This is a genomic window from Deinococcus indicus (assembly GCF_002198095.1).
GTDB classification, from domain to species: domain Bacteria; phylum Deinococcota; class Deinococci; order Deinococcales; family Deinococcaceae; genus Deinococcus; species Deinococcus caeni.
In genome coordinates this window covers 1-20,664 of sequence record NZ_NHMK01000030.1, presented here as the reverse complement: position 1 = coordinate 20,664, position 20,664 = coordinate 1, and the positions used below count along the sequence as shown (strand labels likewise).

Below are 20,664 nucleotides of genomic sequence, written 5' to 3'. Positions count from 1 at the left end.
AGGCGGGCAGGGCCGCCGGAAAGACAGGGGCAGGCGAGACGTGGCGCCGCAGACGGACGTTCACGGCGCCACCGGGACCGGATTGCGGGGGTTCAGGCCGGGAATCGGGACGGCGGCGCCCGCCACGCGCGTGATGCCGGGCGGCGCCTCCAGGCTGCGGCGATCGTGCGGCAACTCGCGCAGCAGGGCCACCTCGCGGCAGGCGGTCTGCTCGCGGTACAGCGTGACCGGCACGCTCTGACGGCCCTCGGGATCGCCGATCCACACGGCCATGGCGTACTGCGGGGTGACGGCCGCGCACCACGTGTCGTTTACGTCGTCGGTCGTGCCGGACTTCGCGCCCAGCGGCATGGCCCGCCCCTGCATGCGCTGGAACAGGGTGGGCCGCAGGAACGGCACGTGGCTGGCGTCGGTGCTGACGGCGGCGGTCAGCAGGTCGAAGGTTTCGTAGGCGACCACCTCGTCCCACAGCGGCTGGCAGTCCGGGCGGGGCAGCGGCAGCGGGCGCCCGGCCGTGTCGGTGACCTCGGCCAGCAGGTGCGGGCGGCACAGCAGGCCCCCGTCGGCGAAACTGGCGTACGCGGCCGCCACGTCCAGCGGCGCGGCCCGGTACGTGCCCAGCGACGGACTGGAACGGTTGTTGCGGTCCTCCTGGTACCCGGCGGCGTCCAGCACGGCCCGCAGCGTCTTCTCGCGGGGCGTGCCGACCTGCACGGCCACGGTGTTCAGGCTGCGGGCGTTCGCCTCGCGCACCGTGACCGCCCGGTTCAGGAACGTGCCGGTACTGTTGCGCACCGCCTGCGAACCGTAACGGGTCGCCTGATCCGGGAAGGCGCTCAGCTGCGTCAGGCCGTCGCCGAACGCGGCGGCGTACAGCAGCGGCTTGACGGTACTCGCCACCGGGCGCAGCGCACTGACCGCCCACTGCCGCCCCGCGTCGCTGCTCTGGCTGCCGCCGGTGGAACTGGCGAGCGCCACGATCCCGCCGCCGCGCACGTCCACGATGGCGGCCCCCTCGGCCACGCCGGTCGGGCGGGGGCCGGTGGCGCCCTCGCCGGTCACGCGGCGCGTCAGGGCAGCCTGCGTGGCCGCGTCGACGGTCAGCACGACCCGCCCCACCCGTTTCGGGTCCAGGCCCGCCGCGCGCAGTTCGCGCCGCACGAGTTCCTGCATGGCCCACACGGGCTCCGGTTCGTTCGTGTACGCGGGGTTCCGGGTGGCCTGCACCACGCGCAGGTCCGTGCCGCTCCCGGCGTACTCGGCGCGCCACAGGCGGGGTTGCAGCGGCGTACTGACCGCCTCCAGGTACTCGCCCTGCCCGATCAACCCGCGCGACCGCAGGATCTCCAGCGTGACGAGCTGCTGCGTGCGCATCCAGCGGAAGCGGGCGGTGGCCGTCTCGGGCGGCGTGGTGTCCGTCACCAGGTAACGGCCCGGCGCGGGCAGCAGGCCCACCAGGAACGCGCTCTGCGCCAGCGTCAGGTCCGCCGGTTCCACGCCGAACACCGCGCGGGCCGCGTCGTACACGCCCTTACGCTGCCCGATCCCGATCCACGGGAGGCTGTTCACGCTCATGGCCAGCACCTCGCGCCGCCCGTAGCGCCACGTCACGACGGGCGCCAGCACGAACTCCGTGGCCTTGCGGGTCAGCGTCAGCAGCGGCCCGCGCCGGTCCGTGTCGTAATCGAAATGCCCGGCCAGCACGTTGTTCTTCAGCAGCTGCATGGTGATGGTGCTGCCGCCCGCGCCGCTCAGCAGGGCGCGGGGCAACCGGCCCAGGTCCACGCCCACGTGCGAGAAGAACCGCACGTCCTCCTTGGCCACGTACGCCAGCAGGAACGCCTCGCTCACGCCGGTCAGCGGCACGCTCAGGGACTCGCGGCACGGCACGGCGTTCACGGCGTTCCCGGCGCGGCAGTGGTCGATCACGCCCAGCGGCTCGCCGCGCCGGTCCACGACCTCGACGGGCCGCAGTTCCGCCCGCAGGTTCCACACCCGCCCCAGCGCCCCGGTCCACACGGCCCCCGCCACGCCCAGCGCGATCATGCCCACGGTCGCCGCGCCCACCCACGCCAGCGCCGCCCGCACCGCGCGCCGCAGCGTCCACGGCGCAGGCCGACGCAGGAACGGCGAACGCGGCCACGGGTTCCGCCACCGCTCCCAGACCCTCAGCACGCCCGCGCCCCGTGTTCCAGGTAAGGCACGCTCAGCGGACCACGTCCGTCACGCCGGCCGCCGCCGACCGGAACTGCCAGTCACGCGCTGCGCTGTTCCACAGGCCCGACAGGCCCACCAGCAGCACCAGCACCGCGCCCAGCGCCGCCAGCGCCGTCACCGCGCCCGGCCAGCCTGCACGCGGCAGGTCGGGACGGGACAGGTCCGGGCGGGGCAGACGGGGCCGGGCGGGCCGGACCCGCCGCGCCGGGGCAGGCGCCGCAGACGGCAGGGGAGGCGTTCCAGGCAGGCCCGACGAGTACGGCCGGGGCTTACGCACGAAACTCATGGACAGAGCATACGGGGCAGGCATGAGGGACACATCCCACCAAAGGACGATCAAACAGGCGTTAACGCCACTCGCCTGCGCTGCTCCGGCCCGGCAGCGTGACAGGGCTTTCAGGGCAGTGTTCCGTCGCCGGGGCTGGCCGGGTGGCGCCAGGAAAGACAGCCGGGTCGCGGCGGGAGGCGGAAGCTGCTAGTGTTTTCCTGAAACCCTTTTCACAACCTGACCCTGCCCCCGTTCCGGCCCACGTCTGGAGGTTCCGCATGATCCGCAAGTCCGTCCTGCTGCCCACCGCCTGCCTGCTGCTGGGCACCGCGTCCGCCGCCACGCCCTTCACGACCGGCGCGCCCGCCGCGAACGCCCCGTACCGCAACGCGGCCCTGCCGGTCGACGCGCGCGTGAACGACCTGCTGCTGCACATGACCCTGGACGAGAAGATCGGGCAGATGACCCAGGCGGAACGCGCCGCCGTCCGCGACCTGAACGACATGGCCGTGTTCGGCATCGGCAGCGTGCTGTCCGGTGGGGGGAGCGCCCCGGCCGACAACACCCCCCAGGGCTGGGCGGCGATGGTGGACGCCTTCCAGGCGGCGGCCCTGCGCAGCCGGCTGGGCATTCCCATGCTGTACGGCACGGACGCCGTGCACGGGCACAACAACGTGCCGGGCGCGACCCTCTTCCCGCACAACATCGGGCTGGGCGCGTCGGGCGACCCGGATCTCGCGCGGCGTGTCGGGCGGGCCACGGCCGAGGAGATGGCCGGCACGGGCGTCCGCTGGAATTTCAGTCCGTGCCTGTGCGTGGCGCGTGACGTGCGCTGGGGCCGCACCTACGAGAGCTTCGGCGAGACCCCGGCCCTCCCCACGGCCCTGAGCACCATCATCGACGGGTACCAGGGCGCGGGCGGCCTCGCGCAGCCCGGCGCGGTCCTGGCGACCGCCAAGCACTACCTGGGCGACGGCGGCACGGCCTTCGGCAGCAGCGTCACCGAGGGGTACCTGCTGGACCAGGGCGACACCCGCCTGAGCGAGGCGGAACTGCGCCGCGTGCACCTCCCGCCGTTCCGGGCGGCCGTGGCGCGCAACGTGGGCAGCGTGATGGTCAGCTTCTCCGGCTGGAACGGCACGAAACTGCACGCCCACCGCTACCTGCTGACCGACGTGCTGAAAAAGGAACTGGGCTTCACGGGGTTCGTGGTGAGCGACTGGGCGGGCGTGGACCAGATTCCCGGCGGGTACCCGGCGGCCGTGCGCGCAGCCATCAACGCGGGGATCGACATGGTCATGGTGCCCAACGAGTACGTGCGCTTCGTGGACACCCTGAGCGCCGAGGTGCGCGCCGGGCGCGTCCCCATGAGCCGCATCGACGACGCCGTGGCGCGCATCCTGCGGCAGAAGTTCCGGCTGGGCCTGTTCGAGCGTCCCATGACCGACGCCAGCTTCCAGCGGACCTTCGGCAGCGCCGGGCACCGCGCCCTGGCCCGCGAGGCCGTGCAGAAATCCCTGGTGCTGCTGCGTAACGACGGCGTGCTGCCGCTCCCGCCGGGCGCGCGGGTGTTCGTGGCCGGGCAGAGCGCCGACGACGTGGGCCGCCAGTCCGGCGGCTGGACCCTCACGTGGCAGGGGCAGAACGGCCCGGTGCCCGGCGGGACCAGCCTGCTCGCCGGTCTGCGCGAGGTGGGCGGCGGGACGGTCACCTACGCGCGGGCCGCGCAGCCCGGACAGGCCCGCGCCGCCGACGTGGGCCTCGTGGTGGTCGGAGAGACCCCCTACGCCGAGGGCAAGGGCGACCGCGCCTCGCTGGCCCTGAACGCCGAGGACACCGCGAACATCCGCACGGTCTGCGCCGACGGGCCGTGCGTGGTCGTGACCGTCTCGGGCCGCCCGCTGATCCTGCCCGGCACGCCCATGAACGCCCTGGTGGCCGCGTGGCTGCCCGGCAGCGAGGGCGCGGGCCTGGCCGACGTGCTGTACGGCCGCGCACCCTTCACCGGGCGGCTCCCGGTCAGCTGGCCGCGAAGTGACGATCAGCTGCCCCTGAACGCCGACACCCGCCCGTATGATCCGCTGTTCCCCGCCGGGTTCGGCCTCACCACCCGGCCGTAGGCCCGCACCGGCCGGAGGGGCAGTCGGACGGACGGGACGCCCCGCCACACCCCGCCGCTACACTCGGGGGCATGACCCGACCCGCACCGGCCCGCGCCCCGCTGCCCACCCGCGACGACCTGCGCGCCCAGTTCCCGCCGCTCGCGCAGGGCCGCGCGTACCTCGACAACGCCGCCGGGGGCCTGCTGCCCCTGCGCGCCATCGAGGCCGTCACCGGGCACCTGATGACCTACGGCGCCACGAACGCCATGCCGGGCCACCAGCCGGGCCGCGAGATTCTGGCCCTCAAGGGCCGCGCCCGCGAGGGCACTGCCCTGTTCCTGAACGCCGCGCCGCAGGACGTGGCCCTCGCGCAGAGCGCCACCGCCCTGACCTTCCGGCTGGCCGGGGCCTTCGCGCGCCTGTGGGGCCCCGGCGACGAGGTCATCCTGAGCGGCCTGGAACACGAGAGCAACGCCAGCCCCTGGCGGGAACTGGAACGCGTGGGCGTCACGGTGAAGGTCTGGCACGCCCGCCAGCCCGACATGACCCTGCACCCCGACGACCTCGCCGCGCTGCTCACGCCCCGCACGCGGCTGGTCGCCGTGACGGCCGCTAGCAACGCGCTGGGCGTCACGCCGGACATTCCTGCCATCACCGCGCAGGTCCGCGCTGCCGGAGCGTGGACCATCGTGGACGCCGTGCACGCCGCGCCACACACCTTCCCGGACGTGCAGACCTGGGGCGCGGACTTCCTGACCTTCAGCCCGTACAAGGTCTGGGCGCCGCACCTGGGCGCCCTGTGGATCCGCCCGGACCTGCGCGCTGCGCTTCCCTGGCCCCGCCTGGAATTCATCCCGGTCGGCGACATCACGGGCATCGAGCACGGCACTCCGCAGTTCGAGCTGCTGGCCGGGTGGCTCGGCACCCTGGACTACCTGCGCGACCTCGCCGGGCACGCGGACCTGACCCGCGCCGCCCTGGAAGCCGCCTCGGGGCGCATTCACGAGCTGGAACAGCCGGTCATGGAGCGCCTCGTGACCGGCCTGCTGAACCACGACCTCGTCACCGTGTACGGCCCGCAGGGCACGCAGGGCCGCGTGGGCACCGTCGCCTTCCGCGTGGGCGGCGAGGCCCCGGAGCAGACCGCCGGCCGCCTCAGCCGCGCTGGGGTGGACGTCGCGGCCGGACACTTCTACGCCGCGCAACCCCTGCGGGACCTGGGCCTGTACCCGCAGGGCGTCGTGCGCGCCAGCATCGCCCACTACACCACCACCGACGACATCGACCGCCTGCTGGCCGAACTGGGCTGAAGTTGGGGAGTGGGTGCTGGAGTGGCGCCCACTTCCCACTATCGATTTACGGCTGGGGCGTCAGCGTGAAGTCCCACTCGAACGAGCGGCCCCACGGCAGCGTGGCGTCCTGGAGGGTGTACGTGCCGCCCAGGCGCAGCGGGAAGGCGTCGCGGGCGAGGTTCAGCAGGGTGTCCTGCGTGCCGGGGGCGGTCAGTTGCGCCTCCGGCACGGCCTTTCTGAGGGCGGCGCGCAGGTCGGCGCTATAGATCACGTCGTTGGCGTACTCGCGGGCCAGCAGGGCGTCCTGCCGGACGGGGTCCGCGCCGGGCGAGAGGGCCACCCTGGCGTGCGCGAGGGCCGTGCCGAGGTTGTTGCCGGGCGTGCCCCACGCGGCCAGCGCCTTGAGGTTCGCGGTGCGGCGCAGCGTCTGCAGGTCCCGCCACAGGCGCGGGTTGCCCAGGTTGACCTTCTCCACGTCGGCCACCGCGACCGGCCCGGCGGCCAGCAGCTGGCTGACGCGCACGGCGGCGCGGCGGGGGTCACCGCCGTTGAACACGAACACCGTCAGGTCCGCCGGCCGGCCTGCCTCCTGCACGGTGAAGCCGCTGGCCTGCGCGTGGTTCACGGCGCTCTGCGTCAGGGGAATGCCCTCGTAGCGGATGACCTGCCGCGCGGCGGCCGGGTCGCTGTACTCGAAGGTCACCGTGGCGGGCTGCGGGGCCAGGGCGCGGGCGGTCAGCATGGACAGCACCTCGTCTGCGCCGGGGTAGACCAGCACGTTCGCCGGGGCGTCCTTGGCCAGCGCGGCGCCCTCGGCGGGGGCGGGGCTGCCGGGCAGCGCGTCGTCCCAGCTGACATGCAACTGCGCGAAGCTCCCGGCGCGCGCCCAGTCGATCAGCGTGCGGGTCACGGCGAGGTTGCGTTCGCGGTTCGTGGCGTCCGGTTCGCGCGGCAGCGTGATGAAGGCGTACACGGGCTGCCCGGTGCGGGCCGTCCAGGTGCGCAGCGGTTCCAGCCGAGCCAGCGCCTGCGCGGCACTCAGCGGGCTCGTGCGGGACTGCACCAGCCCGCCGTATGCCAGGGCGTCCAGCGCGGCGATCAGCGGGCCATCCTTGGGCTGCGCCTCCAGCCACGCGGTCAGGGCGGCCGGGTCCGCGCCCACCCGCGCGTTCCCCAGCATGGAGGCCGGCGGGACGTGCGCCGCGCCGCCGCGCAGGTCGGCGATCAGGGCCGGCAGGACCCGCGTGGCCGGGCGGGAATCCAGAGGCAGCAGCGTCTGCGCCTGCGCGCCCCCCGGCACCCCACCCAGGGCGAGGGTCAGCGATGACAGCGTGCTCAGCAGGACCGGACGGGAGAACTTCATACCCCCGAGCGTACGGGCGCGGCGTGAGCCTTCCCGCAGAGAAAGCTCTGGATGGGGAAGGGGGAGCGTCCGGCCGCGTCACTGTAGTCATGCGGCACTGTAGTCATGCGTCCCCACGCACGCGGCCGGCGCGGCGTAGCCTGCGTCTCATGACGTCGCCAGGACTACGATGGACGGACATCTGGAAACTCGCCTGGAGGGGCCTGACCCGCCGCCGCGTGCGCACGCTGCTGACCACGCTGGGCATCACGGTCGCGGTCGCCAGCATGGTGATCTTCCTGTCGCTCGGCGAGGGCATCCGCAAGGTGTTCGTCTCGCAGCTCGGCGGGATCGGCCCGGACGTGCAGGTCAGCCTCACGCCGCTCTCGCAGGGACTGGCGCTGCAACCGAACCTGCCGCAGAAGACCGCCGACGACATCCAGGCGCTCGCGCCGGAACTCGGCATCCAGACGGTCACGCCGGTCATCATGGCCGTGCGCGGCGGTCTGGAGGTCACGCAGAGCGTCGTCCTGTACGGCCTGCCCGCCGCGCAGGGCATCGGGACCGTGTTTCCCACGACCCGCGCCGCGCAGGGCCGCGCCCTGACCGCCGCCGACGAGGGTGCGGGCGTGGCGGTCGCCGGGGCGAAGGCCGCGCAGAACCTGCGGCTGGAGGTCGGCAGCACCCTCAACCTCAACCGCCGCAATCAGGTGAAGGTGATCGGCGTGCTCGCCCCGGAAAGCGGACTGGTGGACAACTTCATCTTCATTCCGCTGACCACCCTGCAACGCAGCGAGGGCGCGGCGGGCCGCGTGTCGCTGGTCGCCGTGAAACTCGACAACCCCCGCGACGCCCGGCGCGTGGCCGACGCGCTGTCCGGGCGGCTGGACCTGGAGGCCGGCACCCAGAGCGACTTCCTGAGCTTCATCGACCGCGCCCTGATCATCAGTGACGCCGTGCGCTTCGGGATCTCGCTGATCGCCCTGATCGTCGGCGGGCTGGCCGTGGCGAACACCGTCATGATGGGCGTCTTCGAACGCACCCGCGAGTTCGGCACGCTGCGCGCCATCGGGGCGCGCCCGTCGTTCGTGCGGTCCCTGGTCCTGACCGAATCGCTGCTGCTGTCGCTGGTCGGCGGGGTGGGTGGCGTGCTGCTCGGCCTCGCCGGGATCGCCGGCGTGAACCTGTACACCCAGCAGCTCGCCGGGATCGACGCGGCCGCCCTGACCCCCCGGCTGGTGCTGCTGGCGCTGGCCATCAGCCTGCTGCTGGGCCTGCTCTCGGGCCTGCTGCCGGCCCGCAACGCCGGGCGCATGAGCATCGTGGGCGCCCTCGGGAGACTCTGACATGACGACCCACCCCGACCGACCCGTCATCCAGGCCACGCCCGCTCTGCCTGCCCTGCGCACCGAGGCCCTCTCGCGCACGTACCCCAGCGGCGACGGGCAGGTGCTGGCCCTCGCGCCGTTCACGCACACCTTCCCGCCCGGCCTGACCGCCGTGGTCGGCCCGAGCGGCAGCGGCAAGAGCACCCTGCTGAACCTGCTGGCCGGCTTCGACGAACCCACCACCGGCCGCGTCGTCGTCGGCGACACCGCCCTGACCAGCCTGGGCGAGGCGGACCGCGCCGACTTCCGGCTGCGTCACTACGGGTTCGTGTTCCAGAACCACAACCTTGTCAGCATCCTCAGCGCGCAGGAGAACGTCGAGTTCCCCCTGACCCTCGCCGGGGTGCCCGCCCGGCAGCGGCAGGACCGCGCCCGCGAACTCCTGGCCCTCGTCGGCCTGGAGGGCCGCGCCGGACACCTGCCCAACCAGCTCTCGGGCGGCGAGGCGCAGCGCGTCGCCGTGGCCCGCGCCCTGGCGCACGACCCGGCCATCCTGCTGGCCGACGAACCCACCGGTAACCTCGACAGCCGCACGGGCGAACGGGTCCTGGGCCTGCTGCAACGCGCCGCCGCGACCGGCCGCACCGTCATCCTGATCACCCATGACCGCGACGTGGCCGCCCAGGCCGACCATCACCTGAGCGTGAAAGACGGCGTGGTCAGCCCCGTCGACTGACCCGGACTCCGGTTGAATGGGGTGCAAAGCCTGCTGGGTCCAGGCAAAGCGGCGCGCAGAGCCCCTCCGCAGAGTGGGAGTAACACGCCCCTCCGGTTCAGTCCAGGGGGGCCGGGCTGCCGCTGGCGCGGGTGGTGTCGCGCAGCCAGTAGGCGTGGCCCAGGCGGTCTTTCAGGCGCACCACGACCTGCACGCCCGAACCGGGCCGCAACTTCCCGCTGCCACTCCAGGCGGCGGCGTTCAGGGTGCCCACCGACGTCTGCCCCGGCGTGGTCGCCCGCAGCGGGGCCTTCCAGACGCCGTCGCCCGTGACCACGAACACGCCGTCCAGGGTCAGGCCGTTCAGGGACGCGGCGGCCCCCGCGCGGCCCGGTGCGCTCGCGCCGACCTGCACGCGCACGCCCAGCCCGCCCCCGTACAGCGTGACGGCCGACTGGGCGCTCAGGACGTGCCCCTGCCGGATCAGGGTGGTGGGCGCACTCAGCAGGTCGCCGGCCTGCGGGTCCGGCGTGCCGCCGGCCGCGCCGCAGGCCACCAGCGCGCAGGCCAGGGCGGACAGCCAGAACTTCTTCATGCCCCCAGCCTAGCCCATGAGCGCCGGATGCGCATCCGACCAAAGGAGCACCGGGCGTTGGGGCGCCGGTCAGGGGCCCTCACCAGCTCAGGTCGGGGGCGGTCACGACCCGGTCGGCCGGCTGGTCCGTGAACAGCGTGTACGTCAGGGTGTACGTGCCGGGAATCACGCGGCCCAGCAGGATGCTGTCGCCCTCCACGCGCGGATTCACGTTCGCGAGGCTCGGTCCCTGCACCTGGATGGGGCCGCGCACGGCCGGCTGTGCGCTCCCGCCGGGCAGCGCGTCCAGCAGACGCAGTCCTTCCAGGGTGCTGTCCACGGTCAGGACCAGCGTCACGACGTAACCCTGCGCGGCGGCCTCCACGCTTTTTTGCAGGCTGGCGCGCGCGCCTCCCTCGACGGTGCGGGTCACGTTCGCCCCGCCGGGGTTGCGCACGCGGGCCTGCCCGGTGGTGCGCAGGTCCACCGGTTCCAGCACGGCCTCGGCGGTGTCGCTGCGGCACACCCGGACCGGTACTTTCAGGCGCAGCGGCTGGCCCTGGCTGAACTCGCCCGGCACTTCCAGCGGGTAGTCACTGGTCCAGCCGGTCGGGAGGTTCAGTTTCAGGCGGGCCGGCAGGCGGTACGGGAATTCGGTCCTGGCGGTCGCGGTGAGTTGCGTCACGTCGCAGGCGTTCAGGATGTCCGGCGCGGTGACCAGCGTCACCTCGGTCCGCACGCGGTACTCGATGGTGACGCGGTTGGTGCCGCCGTCCGCGACCCGGCCGGGCAGGGGGCGGGTGAAGGTGCTGCCGGGAATGCCGGTCGGCGTGACCGGGTAGTCGCCCGGCGCCAGCGGCACGGTCGCGGGGGTGGTCAGGGTGCGGCCGCCCACCTCGAACGGCACGCCGGTCAGGGGGATGCGCTGATCGCCGTACAGCGCGACGGCGTCCACGGCCAGCTGGCCCTCGGGCGGGCGGGCAACGAAACGGATCTTGTTGAAGCCCGGCTGGTAGCGCACCTCGGTGGGCGACACGACGTTCCCGGTGCCCTGCACGAGCGTTCCGCTGACCGGCACGTATCCGGGCGGCAGTTGCGGACGCACGACCGCGTCGCCCACCAGCGCGTACGACGCGCCGGGAATCGGGCGGCCCTGGGGGTCCACCACGTCCACGAGCAATTGGTTGGCGATCTTCACGGTGTCCGGCAGCGTGAAGCCGCCCACGCGGGCCGTGATGGGTTTGTCGTCCAGCCGGAACGAGTAGCGGATGGCGTTGCTGTACTGCCGGGTGGTGGGCAGCACCCGGATGAACAGCTGCCACTCGCCCACCAGTTCCGGCGTGATGCGGAACGGGTCGGTGGCGGTGCGGCCGTTCTCGCTGGGCGTCAGGTTCACGCGCGTCCCGCCGGGCTGCACGGCCCACAGTTCCGCTTCCGGGGCGCCGTCCACGTCGTAGTTCAGCAGGCCCAGCGTCTTGCCGACCCAGTCGGCCGTCACGTTCACGCGCGCCGCCAGCAGGGCGGAGGCGTCGGTGCTGCGGGCGTTCACGCTGAAATCACTGGTTTCCAGCGCGAAGGGCGCCGCGACCCGCAGCGCGAACGAGTTCTTGCCGTCGCCCCGGCTGCTGACCTTCAGGGTGTACGTGCCGGCTCCCAGGCCGCCCGCGAACAGGCTCTCCCAGGTGTGCTCGCGGTTCAGGCCGTAGCGTTTCTCGACGACCGTGCCGTTCGGGCCGGTCAGCGTGAACGTCGTCTCGAAGGGTTCGTTCTTCTTGTACAGCTCGTCGCCGAAGTACCCGTCGCCCCGGCGGCCGTCCACGTAGTCCGCGAGGTTGAACGTCGGCGAGAACACCTCCAGCCCCAGCGGGCGGCCCGCGTCGGCGGCCGACACGCGGATCACGTACGATTCCTGCGCCTGCGGCCATTTCTCGCCCACAGACACCAGCGGCAGGATCCCGCCGGTCTGTGCGGCGGCCGGCGCGGCCCCCAGGGTGAGCAGCCCCAGGGTCAGCAGGGCGGGACGGAGACGGGCAGAGCGGACGGGCTTGAACGTGGGCATGACTGCGAAAAATCATACACGCGCCCACCCGTCTGACCGCCGCGCCCGTCCGCTCCGCCCGGCGGGGGTAGCATGCGGCTCAGATGTCCGTCCTCGCCCCCCGCGCCCGCGCCCTGATCGACCCCGACGCCCTGCGCGGCAACCTGAGCGCCCTGGCGGCCCGCAGCGGCACGCCCCTGATCCTGCCGGTCAAGGCGAACGCCTACGGGCACGGCCTGACCCTGATCGCCACCCTGGCCGCCGCGCACCCGGACGTGTGGGGACTGGCGGTCGCCACGCCCCGCGAGGCGCAGGCGGCCGCCGCGCTGAACACTGGCCGGCCCGTGCTGCTGCTCACGCCGCCCACGCCCGCCGAGGTGCCGGTCCTGGCGGACCTGGGCGTGCGCCTGCCCGTCGCGTCGCTGGCCGAGGCGGCCGCGCTGCCCGCCCACGCCCGCGCGCACCTGAAGGTCGATACCGGCATGAACCGTCTGGGCGCCCGACCCGACGAGGCCGTCGCCGTGGGCCGTGAACTGGCCCGCCGGGGCCTGCTGGAAGGTGCGTACACCCACTTCGCCAGCGCCGACGAACCCGACCTGGAGTTCGCCCACGAGCAACTGCGCCGCTTCCGGGCGGTGCTGGACGCCCTGCCGCCCACCCCGCAGCCGCTGCTGGCGCACGCCGCGAACGGCGGCGCGGTCCTCAGCCTGGGCCGCTTGCCAGGCATGGCGCTCGCCCGGCCCGGACTGGCCGCGTACGGCTTCGCGCCGGAGCACCTGCGCGCCCGCGCCCCGCTGACCCCGGTCATGACCGTGCAGGCCAGCGTCACGCACGTCCACACCGTCCCGGCCGGCGAGACCGTCAGTTACGGCGGCCTGTGGCGCGCCCCGCACGACACGCCGGTCGCCACGGTCGGCATCGGGTACGCCGACGGCTACCCCCGGAGCGCCACGGGCCGCGCCGAGGTCCTCGTCGCCGGGCGGCGCCGCCCGGTCCTGGGCCGCATCTGCATGGATCAACTCATGATCGACGTGACCGGCCTGAACGTGCAGCCCGGCGATCCCGTCACCCTCTGGACCCAGCGGGACCTGACCGTCACCGACGTGGCCGCCTGGGGAGGCACCGTGGAGTACGAGGTCCTGACCGGCGTGGGCGACCGCGTGGAACGCACGGTGGGCGAGACCCCGTGACAGGAAGGTGGGCCGCAGGAACAATCTCTCACGGCCCACCCCTGCCACCCGCTTCAACGTACTTTCTTCTGCTCCGCGCTCCGCGCGGTTTATCTACAAGATAAACGCAGTGTATTTAGAAAAAGCGGCTGACGTCCCGCACGACCACGAACAGCATCAGCATCATCACGAACGCGAAGCCCGCGAGGTTGATGGCCTGCTCCTGACTGAAGGTCAGCGGACGGCCGCGCAGCGACCCGACCAGTACCAGCAGGATGCGCCCGCCGTCCAGGCCTGGAATGGGCAGCAGGTTGAAGAACGCGAGCGACAGGTTCAGCAGGATGGCGACCTGCACGAGCGCCCAGGGGCTGACCGTGGCGGCCCGCGACACGATCTCGGCCGTGCCGATGGGGCCGCTGACGTTCTCGTCCCGCGAGAGGTTCAGGGTCAGGAACCGCGCGAACAGCTCCCCGAAACTCCGCAGAACCTGCGGGACCGCCTCGCCCGTCACCTGCCACGCCCGCACGAACGCGGCGGGCGCGCTGGTGGCCTGCACGTCCGGCCCGTAGCGGATGCCCAGCAGTTGCCGCTCGCCGTTCACGGTGGGCGTCCAGTCGAAGCGCACGTCACGGGTCTGCCCGCCGCTCACGACCGTGAAGGTGTGCGGCCCGGCCCGGGTCAGCACGTCCCGCACGCCCTCCCAGCCCGCCACCTCGCGCCCGCCGACGCGGGTGGTGTCCGGGATGTCCTGCCCGTCGATGGCGGTGATCACGTCCCCGGCCCGCAGGCCCAGGCGCTGCGCGGTGGACCCGGCCACGACCTCCTCGATGCGGGCGCGGTCCGGGGCGGGCACGCCCTGCGCGGTGAACGTGACGGTCATCAGGGCGATGGCCAGCAGCAGGTTCGTGAGCGGCCCGGCCAGCAGGATCGCCACCCTGCCCCAGGCGGGCAGGCCCGCGAAGCCGCGCGTGGGTTGCCGGTAGCCGCCCTGTCCGTCCTCCTCGGGGGCCATGCCGTCGATCTCCACGTACCCGCCGATGGGCAGCAGGCTCAGGCGCCACTCGGTGCCGCGCCACTGCCTTCTGAACAGGACCGGCCCCATGCCCACGCTGAACGAGTGCACCGCCACGCCCTGCCGGCGCGCCAGCGCGTAGTGCGCCAGTTCATGCAGGAAGGTGGCCACCCCGATGAGCAGCACCGTCCACAGCAGCCCCAGTGGCGTCAGGGCCGCCGCGATGCCCTGCAACACGTTCACGCCTGCCCCCCGCCGCCCGCGCCGGCACCCACGGCGCGGCCCAGGCCACCGGCGCACAGTTCACGCGCCCGCACCCGCGCCCAGGCGTCCGCCTCGCCCAGCGAATCCCAGGTCAGGTCGCCGCCCGGCGTCTCGTCCAGCAGGCGCTCGATCAGGCGCGGAATGTCCATGAACCCGATCTGCCCGGCCAGGAAGGCGTCCACGGCTATCTCGTCGGCGGCATTCAGCACCACCGGCGCGAGGCCCCCGGCGTTCCCGGCGCGGTACGCCAGTTCCAGGCACGGAAAGCGCCGCAGGTCCGGCGCGCGGAACTCCCAGTCGCCCAGCAGCGGCCACGACCCGTGCGACGCGACTTCCGGCCCGCGCCGCGCGCCGCGCACGTCCCCCGGACGCTGCATCCCGGTCGGCGCGGCGTCGATGGCGTACGCGATGGGCAGCCGCATGTCCGTCGGCCCGAACTGCGCCTTCAGGCTCCCGTCCCGGAACCGCACGGCCGCGTGAACGATGCTCTGCGGGTGCACCACCACGCCGACCTGCGACAGCGGCAGCCCGTACAGGCTGGCGCACTCCATGACCTCCAGGCCCTTGTTCAGCAGCGTGGCGCTGTCCAGCGTGACCTTCGGCCCCATGCTCCAGGACGGGTGGCGCAGCGCCTGCTCGGGCGTCACGCCGCTCAGGTCGTCCGGACCCAGCCGGAACGGTCCGCCGGACGCCGTCAGGATCAGCTCGGCCACGTCCGCCATGTCCTCGCCGGTCAGGCACTGGAACATGCCCGTGTGCTCGCTGTCCACCGGCACGACCCGCCCGCCCCCCACGGCCGCCGCCTGCCACATCAGGTGCGCGGCCGTGACCATCGCCTCCTTGGTCGCCAGCGCCACCGCCTGCCCGGCCTCCAGCGCCGCGCGGGTCGGGGCCAGCCCGATCAGGCCGCTCATGGCGTTCACGGTCACGTCCGCGCGGTGGGCGGCCACCTCGGACGGGTCCGCGATGACCTGCGCCAGCCCAGACAGGCGCGCGCGGGCCTCGCCCAGCACGCCCTCGTCCACGCTGACCAGTCCGGGGCGGAACTCCCGGACCTGCGCTTCCAGCAGGTCCAGGTTCCGCCCGGCCGCCAGCGCCGTGACCTGCCAGCCGCGTTCCCGCGCCACGTCCAGCGCCTGCGTGCCGATACTGCCGGTGCTGCCCAGCACGGCGATGGCCTGCACCGCACTGGACTGCACCGCACTGGCCTGGACCCGACCGGACGGCGCCGCGCCGCTCTCTGCCTGCTCTCGCTTCATCACCCCGCATGCTAGAGCATCCGCCGCAGAAGTCTGTGCGCGCCCAGCCTGAGCGGCCGCCTCATACGGACTCCGATTGAATGGGCTGCAAAGCCCGGTGGGTCCGAGCGGATGCGACTCGGAGAGCCCCTCCGCAGAGTGGGAGAGAAACGCCCCTCCGGACGTGGAGCCGGCAGGGGCGGTGAAGTTCCGGATTGTTGGCGAAACAAACGGCAGTCCGTATCAGCCGGGGGGAAACCGGCTGCCGATCACTCCGGCCGGCCGCTACTGCGAGAACAGACTGATGTGCAGGAACAGGTACGTGGCCGGCACCGCGAACAGCAGGCTGTCGATGCGGTCCAGGAACCCGCCGTGACCGGGCAGGCTGTTGCCGCTGTCCTTGGTGCGCAGCGCGCGCTTGATCAGGCTCTCGCTCAGGTCGCCCAGCTGACTGGCGGTCGCGACCAGGATCGAGTACAGCAGCGCCTCCAGCGGCGACCAGATGCCGGTCAGGGTCGTCAGGGCCAGGACGATCACGAAACTGGCCAGCAGCCCCCCCACGGCGCCCTCGACGGTCTTGCCGGGACTGACTTCCGGCGCCAGCTTGCGCCGCCCGAAGAAATGCCCCGTGAAGTACGCCCCGATGTCCGCCGCGAACGTCGCCAGCAGCGGCAGCGCGAAGTACAGCAGGCCCCGCTCGGCGTCCGGGCTGTAGCGCAGCATCAGGAAGTACCCCAGCAGCCACGGAATGTACAGCAGCCCGAACACCGAGTACACGACCCGCTCCAGCGGCCGCTCGCCGGGCCGGATGACCTCGATGACCAGCAGGTACGCCACGGCGACCGTCATGACCGCCTCACGCCACGACCCGCCGGGCCACGGCGCCTGCGGCCACATGGGCAGGCTCGCCAGGATCAGCGCGGCGGCGAACACGCCCAGGCTCACGCGGCGCACGTCGATGTCGTTGCGGTCGAGCATGCGGATGTACTCGTACAGCCCCATGACCGACACGAACAGCAGCGCCGGCAGCATCGCCCACCAGCCGATCCACACGACCGCGCTGATGATCGCGAACCCCACCACGCTGGTCAGCATGCGGCTGCTCAGCGATTCCACGCGGCCTCCGGAAGGGGTGTGGGCTGCGGGCAGCGAGGTGCCACTCTGCCGCACCCCACGGCCCACAGCCCACACCCTGCGTCAGGCGTCCTCACCCGAGGATTTCCTGCTCCTTCTTCTGGAAGGTCGTCTCGACCTTCGCGATGAACTCGTCGGTGATCTTCTGCACGTCGGCCTCGCCGCGCTTGATCTCGTCGTCACCGATGCCCTCGACCTTCTTCACCTCGTCCAGACCGTGCTTGCGGATGTTACGGATAGCGATCCGGGCGTCCTCGGCGTAGTTCTTGGCGTTCTTCACGAGGTCCTTGCGGCGCTCCTCGGTCAGCATGGGCAGGCTGATGAAGATCGTGTCGCCCTTGTTGTTCGGATTCAGGCCCAGGTCGCTGTCGCGGATGGCCTTCTCGATGGGGTTCAGCGCGCCCCGGTCCCACGGCGTGATGACCAGCGTGCGGGCGTCCGGCGTGCTGATGCTGGCCACCTGATCGATCGGCACGGAGCTGCCGTAGTAGTCCACGACGATCTTCTTCAGGATGCCGGGGTTGGCGCGGCCGGTGCGCAGCACCGACAGGTTGTTCTCGAGGGACTCGATGGCCTTGCCCATCTTCTCGCGGGTATCAGCCTGGATTGCTTTCATGTCAGCCATGGTCAGGGCCTCCTGGGGAGTGAGAATGAACAGACGTCGCTCGCGGGAATTGTAGCGCAGCGCCGCCGCCGGCCCTCTGCGGCCGGGCCGGAAGGCGCGGGCAGGATCAGGGCGTCTGGATCAGCGTGCCGACCCGCTCGCCTTCCAGCAGGCGGCGCAGGTTGCCGTCCTGGAACAGGTCGAACACCACGATCGGCAGGCCCTTATCCATGCACAGCGTCAGCGCGGTGGCGTCCATGACTTCCAGGCGCTGCTCGACCACCTCGCGGTGCGTGGCCTGCGCGATGAACTTCGCGTCGCTGTTCTTGCGGGGATCGCTGTCGTACACGCCGTCCACGCGGTTTTTGGCCATCAGCACCACGTCTGCGCCGATTTCCAGGGCGCGCAGGGTGCTGGTCGTGTCGGTCGTGAAGAACGGCGCGCCGTTCCCGCCCCCGAAGATCACCACGCGGCCCTTTTCGAGGTGCCGCATGGCGCGGCGGCGGATGTACGGCTCGGCCACGGCCGCCATCTGGATGGCGCTCATGACGCGGGTGGGACGCCCGGCGCTCTCCATGGCGTCCTGAAGCGCCATGGCGTTCATGACGGTGCCCAGCATGCCGATGTAATCGGCGGTGGCGGGGTCCATGCCCTCGCCGTTGCGGGCGCCGCGCCACAGGTTCCCGCCGCCGATCACGACCGCGAGTTCCACGTCGGTGCCTTCCAGGGCTCCGGTGATCAGACCGGCCAGCTGGGCGGTGGTGTCGGGACTGATCCCGAAGCCCGACTCGCCGGCCAGGAACTCACCAGAAAGCTTGAGCAGAACGCGCTTGAACATGCATACCTCACTTGGGGGGCGGTCGCGCCGGGGCGCGCCGGGAAAGAATGAACGTGACGGAACGGCAACACAATACTCCCGGCAGACGCGCGGGCGGCTGCCGGGAGGACTGTGTCGCGCGCAACGATGAATCCGGCCTGCGCCCGGCCCGCCCCGCTGACGGGGAAGGGCCGGAGGTCAGGGGATTTACGCGCCGATTTCGAAGCGCACGAAGCGCTTGATGGTCGCGCCGCCCAGGTACTTCCCGACGGTGACGCTGTTGTCCTTGACGAAGTTCTGCTCGGGCAGGACCTTCTCGGAGTAGAACTTGCCGATCTGGCCCTCGACGATCTTCTCGACGATCTGCTGGGGCTTGCCCTCGTTCAGCGCCTTGTTCGTGAGGATCTCGCGCTCCTTCTCGATGTCGGAGCTGTTCACCTCGTCACGGCTCAGGAACTGGGGACGCTCGGCGGCGACGTGCAGGGCCACGTCCTTGGCCTGCGTGTCGTTACCGCCTTCCAGGTCGACCAGCACGCCGATCTTGCCGTTGCTGTGAACGTAGCCGGCGACGGTGCTGCCTTCCACGAAGGCCACGCGGTTCAGGACCAGGTTCTCGCCGATCTTGCCGGCGGCGGCGGCGACGGTGGTCGCCACGGTCTCACCACTGGGCAGCGTGAAGGAGCGGAACTCCTCGACGTCATTGGTGCCGGCGCTCAGGGCCGCCTGGGCCAGTTCGGCCACCAGCGCCTGGAAGTCGCTGTTGCGGGCCACGAAGTCCGTCTCGGAGTTCACTTCGACGATGGCGGCCTTGTTGCCGTCCACGACGAAGCGCACGAGGCCTTCCTTGGCTTCGCGGTCGGCCTTCTTGGCGGCCTTCACGATGCCGCGCTCGCGCAGCAGGGCGATGGCCTTGTCTTCGTCGTTGCCGGCGTCGGCGAGGGCCTTCTTGACGTCCATCATGCCTGCGCCCGTCAGTTCACGGAGTTTCTTGATCGATTCCAGCATGTCATGCCTCCTGTGTCGGCTTGAACTTGTGTGAGGGAGGTGGGGGAGGCGGAAAAAAGGGTGGTCCGAGAGCGTACTCGCCGGACACCACCCTCCTTTCCGGTCCGTTCCGGGTTCAGTTCTCGGTCTGCTCGGTGTCGGTGCCGGCTTCGGCGGTCTCGCCTTCGGCCGCGCCCACGTCCTCGCCGCCGCCACGCGCCTCGACGAGCAGGTCGCCGATGCGGTGCGTGATCAGCTGGATGGAGCGGATCGCGTCGTCGTTACCGGGGACGATGTAGTCGATGACATCCGGGTCGCTGTCCGTGTCGGCCAGCGCGATGACGGGAATCCCCAGCTTGTTGGCTTCCTGCACGGCGATGACTTCCTTGGTGGGGTCCACCACGAAGATCGCGTCGGGGAGGCGGTTCATCTTGCGGATGCCACCCACGAAGCGCTGCAGGCGCTCGCGCTCGGCGGCCAGCTTGATGCGCTCGGCCTTCAGGCGGTCGTTGACGCGGCCGGACTCGAACATCTCGTCGAGTTCGTTCAGGCGGTCAATGCGGGTGCGCATGGTCTTGAAGTTCGTGAGCATCCCGCCGAGCCAGCGGCTGGTGACAAACGGCATGCCGGTGCGGCGCGCTTCGAGTTCCACGATCTCCTGGGCCTGCTTCTTGGTACCGACGAACAGGATGACGCCGCCACGCTCGGACAGTTCCTTGATGAAGTCGAAGGAACGGTCCACCTGCTTCAGGGTCTTCTGCAGGTCGATGATGAAGATGCCGTTACGCTCGGCGAAGATGAAACGCTTGAACTTGGGGTTCCAGCGCTTGGTTTCGTGGCCGAAGTGAACCCCGGCTTCCAGCAGTTGCTTCATGGAGATGTACGACATGTGAACTCCCGAGCGTTGAATGTGGGACAAGTTTGCCGTCCTCGTGCCAGCCCAGCGTCATGAACGCCGAAGGTGGGCCAGGCCGGACGCGACGCTCCAGCGCGCACGGCGGGTCACGGGGGCACCCAAACGCGAATTATACGACATCAGACGCACGGGTGGGAGGGGGGACGCCGGGCGGTCGTGGATTCTCAGGCATGACGGGTGTTCAATGAAGTATGAACGGTCTGGAGTGTCCGCAGTGCGGCGCCGCCCGCATCGTCAAAAACGGTCACGCCCACACAGGCAAGCAGCGCTACCTGTGCCGCATCTGCACCCACCAGTTCACCCTCCACCACCGACGAACGCGGATTTCACCCGACACAATTGCCCTCGTCGACCGCCTGCTGTCCGAACGCCTGTCACACCGCGGCATCTGCCGGGCCGTCGGGGTCAGCCGCTCGTGGTTCCGACGCCATCTCCAGGCCCTGACGAACACCGTCCCACACAGCCTTGATCCCGAACCCCAGAGCTTCCCAAAAGTGTGAGCACTCTAGCACCAGCGGCGCTGGTGCTGGAGTGCGACGAGTTATGCACGTTTGTGACCCGCCACACCAGATTGCTGTGGATCTGGCTCGCCATGGACCGCCACTCGCGCCGCATTGTGGGCTGTTTCATAGGGGCACGGGATGAGGTCA

Annotated in this window: 18 protein-coding genes; 6 read left to right on the top strand and 12 right to left on the bottom strand. The window is 71.6% G+C overall.

From position 1 onward, the window contains the following. Nucleotides 1–60: 60 nt before the first annotated feature. On the bottom strand, nucleotides 61–2,175 hold the full coding sequence (locus tag CBQ26_RS17225; protein WP_229843973.1) for a transglycosylase domain-containing protein: 2,115 nt from the start codon (nucleotides 2,173–2,175) through the stop codon (nucleotides 61–63). A gap of 31 nt (nucleotides 2,176–2,206) precedes the next feature. Then, nucleotides 2,207–2,503, bottom strand: a complete 297-nt coding sequence (locus CBQ26_RS17220) for a hypothetical protein (RefSeq protein WP_088249869.1) — start codon at nucleotides 2,501–2,503, stop codon at nucleotides 2,207–2,209. 260 nt (nucleotides 2,504–2,763) lie between these two features. Here CBQ26_RS17220 and CBQ26_RS17215 point away from each other — a divergent pair, with 260 nt between their 5' ends. Both CBQ26_RS17215 and CBQ26_RS17210 read left to right on the top strand, forming a co-directional pair. Continuing rightward, nucleotides 2,764–4,605 (top strand): glycoside hydrolase family 3 protein, encoded by a 1,842-nt coding sequence (locus CBQ26_RS17215; protein WP_088249868.1) that lies wholly within the window; start codon nucleotides 2,764–2,766, stop codon nucleotides 4,603–4,605. A gap of 71 nt (nucleotides 4,606–4,676) precedes the next feature. Next, a complete protein-coding gene (locus tag CBQ26_RS17210) occupies nucleotides 4,677–5,897 on the top strand; it encodes a cysteine desulfurase-like protein (RefSeq protein ID WP_088249867.1) in 1,221 nt (406 codons plus the stop codon). A gap of 46 nt (nucleotides 5,898–5,943) precedes the next feature. Here the strand turns inward: CBQ26_RS17210 and CBQ26_RS17205 are convergent, their stop codons facing one another. Then, the gene (locus CBQ26_RS17205) at nucleotides 5,944–7,242 is read right to left on the bottom strand and encodes a DUF4127 family protein (protein WP_088249866.1); all 1,299 of its coding nucleotides are present in this window, start codon (nucleotides 7,240–7,242) and stop codon (nucleotides 5,944–5,946) included. Nucleotides 7,243–7,391: 149 nt separating this feature from the next. On the opposite strand from CBQ26_RS17205, the gene CBQ26_RS17200 reads away from it, so the two are divergent. After that, entirely contained in the window at nucleotides 7,392–8,567 is a 1,176-nt protein-coding gene (locus tag CBQ26_RS17200; protein ID WP_088249865.1) for an ABC transporter permease, read from the top strand. Between the two features lies 1 nt (nucleotide 8,568). Continuing rightward, nucleotides 8,569–9,285, top strand: a complete 717-nt coding sequence (locus tag CBQ26_RS17195) for an ABC transporter ATP-binding protein (RefSeq protein ID WP_088249864.1) — start codon at nucleotides 8,569–8,571, stop codon at nucleotides 9,283–9,285. A 97-nt stretch (nucleotides 9,286–9,382) separates the two neighbouring features. Here the strand turns inward: CBQ26_RS17195 and CBQ26_RS17190 are convergent, their stop codons facing one another. Both CBQ26_RS17190 and CBQ26_RS17185 read right to left on the bottom strand, forming a co-directional pair. Next, entirely contained in the window at nucleotides 9,383–9,859 is a 477-nt protein-coding gene (locus tag CBQ26_RS17190; RefSeq protein ID WP_191299399.1) for a hypothetical protein, read from the bottom strand. Between the two features lie 79 nt (nucleotides 9,860–9,938). Further along, the gene (locus CBQ26_RS17185) at nucleotides 9,939–11,897 is read right to left on the bottom strand and encodes a hypothetical protein (RefSeq protein ID WP_088249863.1); all 1,959 of its coding nucleotides are present in this window, start codon (nucleotides 11,895–11,897) and stop codon (nucleotides 9,939–9,941) included. A gap of 83 nt (nucleotides 11,898–11,980) precedes the next feature. Here CBQ26_RS17185 and alr point away from each other — a divergent pair, with 83 nt between their 5' ends. Further along, nucleotides 11,981–13,066, top strand: a complete 1,086-nt coding sequence (gene alr, locus CBQ26_RS17180) for an alanine racemase (protein WP_088249862.1) — start codon at nucleotides 11,981–11,983, stop codon at nucleotides 13,064–13,066. Nucleotides 13,067–13,181: 115 nt separating this feature from the next. Here the strand turns inward: alr and CBQ26_RS17175 are convergent, their stop codons facing one another. The 7 genes from CBQ26_RS17175 to rpsB all read right to left on the bottom strand — a co-directional run bounded on the left by CBQ26_RS17175 (nucleotide 13,182) and on the right by rpsB (nucleotide 19,987). Then, a complete protein-coding gene (locus tag CBQ26_RS17175) occupies nucleotides 13,182–14,300 on the bottom strand; it encodes a M50 family metallopeptidase (protein ID WP_088249861.1) in 1,119 nt (372 codons plus the stop codon). Next, the gene (dxr, locus tag CBQ26_RS17170) at nucleotides 14,297–15,580 is read right to left on the bottom strand and encodes a 1-deoxy-D-xylulose-5-phosphate reductoisomerase (protein ID WP_088249860.1); all 1,284 of its coding nucleotides are present in this window, start codon (nucleotides 15,578–15,580) and stop codon (nucleotides 14,297–14,299) included. The genes CBQ26_RS17175 and dxr overlap by 4 nt, the downstream gene beginning before the upstream one ends. A 264-nt stretch (nucleotides 15,581–15,844) precedes the next feature. After that, the gene (locus CBQ26_RS17165; protein ID WP_172418145.1) at nucleotides 15,845–16,675 is read right to left on the bottom strand and encodes a phosphatidate cytidylyltransferase; all 831 of its coding nucleotides are present in this window, start codon (nucleotides 16,673–16,675) and stop codon (nucleotides 15,845–15,847) included. A 91-nt stretch (nucleotides 16,676–16,766) separates the two neighbouring features. After that, complete coding sequence (gene frr / locus CBQ26_RS17160) at nucleotides 16,767–17,318, bottom strand: ribosome recycling factor (RefSeq protein ID WP_088249859.1); 552 nt, start codon at nucleotides 17,316–17,318, stop codon at nucleotides 16,767–16,769. Between the two features lie 106 nt (nucleotides 17,319–17,424). Further along, nucleotides 17,425–18,135, bottom strand: a complete 711-nt coding sequence (pyrH, locus tag CBQ26_RS17155; RefSeq protein WP_088249858.1) for a UMP kinase — start codon at nucleotides 18,133–18,135, stop codon at nucleotides 17,425–17,427. 186 nt (nucleotides 18,136–18,321) lie between these two features. Beyond that, nucleotides 18,322–19,119, bottom strand: coding sequence for a translation elongation factor Ts (gene tsf / locus CBQ26_RS17150; protein WP_088249857.1), 798 nt, complete (start codon nucleotides 19,117–19,119; stop codon nucleotides 18,322–18,324). A 115-nt stretch (nucleotides 19,120–19,234) separates the two neighbouring features. Then, nucleotides 19,235–19,987, bottom strand: a complete 753-nt coding sequence (rpsB, locus tag CBQ26_RS17145) for a 30S ribosomal protein S2 (RefSeq protein ID WP_088249856.1) — start codon at nucleotides 19,985–19,987, stop codon at nucleotides 19,235–19,237. A gap of 218 nt (nucleotides 19,988–20,205) precedes the next feature. Here rpsB and CBQ26_RS17140 point away from each other — a divergent pair, with 218 nt between their 5' ends. Then, nucleotides 20,206–20,514 carry an IS1/IS1595 family N-terminal zinc-binding domain-containing protein gene (locus CBQ26_RS17140; protein WP_088249855.1) on the top strand — a complete coding sequence of 103 codons (309 nt, stop codon included), beginning with the start codon at nucleotides 20,206–20,208 and terminating at the stop codon, nucleotides 20,512–20,514. Nucleotides 20,515–20,664: the final 150 nt, after the last annotated feature.

Excerpts from the sequence above, each read along its gene's own strand:
- CBQ26_RS17200 (WP_088249865.1), top strand. The coding sequence starts at position 7,392 with ATGACGTCGCCAGGACTACGATGGACGGACATCTGGAAACTCGCCTGG.
- CBQ26_RS17215 (WP_088249868.1), top strand. The coding sequence starts at position 2,764 with ATGATCCGCAAGTCCGTCCTGCTGCCCACCGCCTGCCTGCTGCTGGGC.
- CBQ26_RS17210 (WP_088249867.1), top strand. The coding sequence starts at position 4,677 with ATGACCCGACCCGCACCGGCCCGCGCCCCGCTGCCCACCCGCGACGAC.
- CBQ26_RS17220 (WP_088249869.1), bottom strand. The coding sequence starts at position 2,503 with ATGAGTTTCGTGCGTAAGCCCCGGCCGTACTCGTCGGGCCTGCCTGGA.
- CBQ26_RS17190 (WP_191299399.1), bottom strand. The coding sequence starts at position 9,859 with ATGAAGAAGTTCTGGCTGTCCGCCCTGGCCTGCGCGCTGGTGGCCTGC.
- CBQ26_RS17140 (WP_088249855.1), top strand. The coding sequence starts at position 20,206 with ATGAACGGTCTGGAGTGTCCGCAGTGCGGCGCCGCCCGCATCGTCAAA.
- alr (WP_088249862.1), top strand. The coding sequence starts at position 11,981 with ATGTCCGTCCTCGCCCCCCGCGCCCGCGCCCTGATCGACCCCGACGCC.
- pyrH (WP_088249858.1), bottom strand. The coding sequence starts at position 18,135 with ATGTTCAAGCGCGTTCTGCTCAAGCTTTCTGGTGAGTTCCTGGCCGGC.
- dxr (WP_088249860.1), bottom strand. The coding sequence starts at position 15,580 with ATGAAGCGAGAGCAGGCAGAGAGCGGCGCGGCGCCGTCCGGTCGGGTC.
- rpsB (WP_088249856.1), bottom strand. The coding sequence starts at position 19,987 with ATGTCGTACATCTCCATGAAGCAACTGCTGGAAGCCGGGGTTCACTTC.
- tsf (WP_088249857.1), bottom strand. The coding sequence starts at position 19,119 with ATGCTGGAATCGATCAAGAAACTCCGTGAACTGACGGGCGCAGGCATG.
- CBQ26_RS17205 (WP_088249866.1), bottom strand. The coding sequence starts at position 7,242 with ATGAAGTTCTCCCGTCCGGTCCTGCTGAGCACGCTGTCATCGCTGACC.
- frr (WP_088249859.1), bottom strand. The coding sequence starts at position 17,318 with ATGGCTGACATGAAAGCAATCCAGGCTGATACCCGCGAGAAGATGGGC.
- CBQ26_RS17185 (WP_088249863.1), bottom strand. The coding sequence starts at position 11,897 with ATGCCCACGTTCAAGCCCGTCCGCTCTGCCCGTCTCCGTCCCGCCCTG.
- CBQ26_RS17195 (WP_088249864.1), top strand. The coding sequence starts at position 8,569 with ATGACGACCCACCCCGACCGACCCGTCATCCAGGCCACGCCCGCTCTG.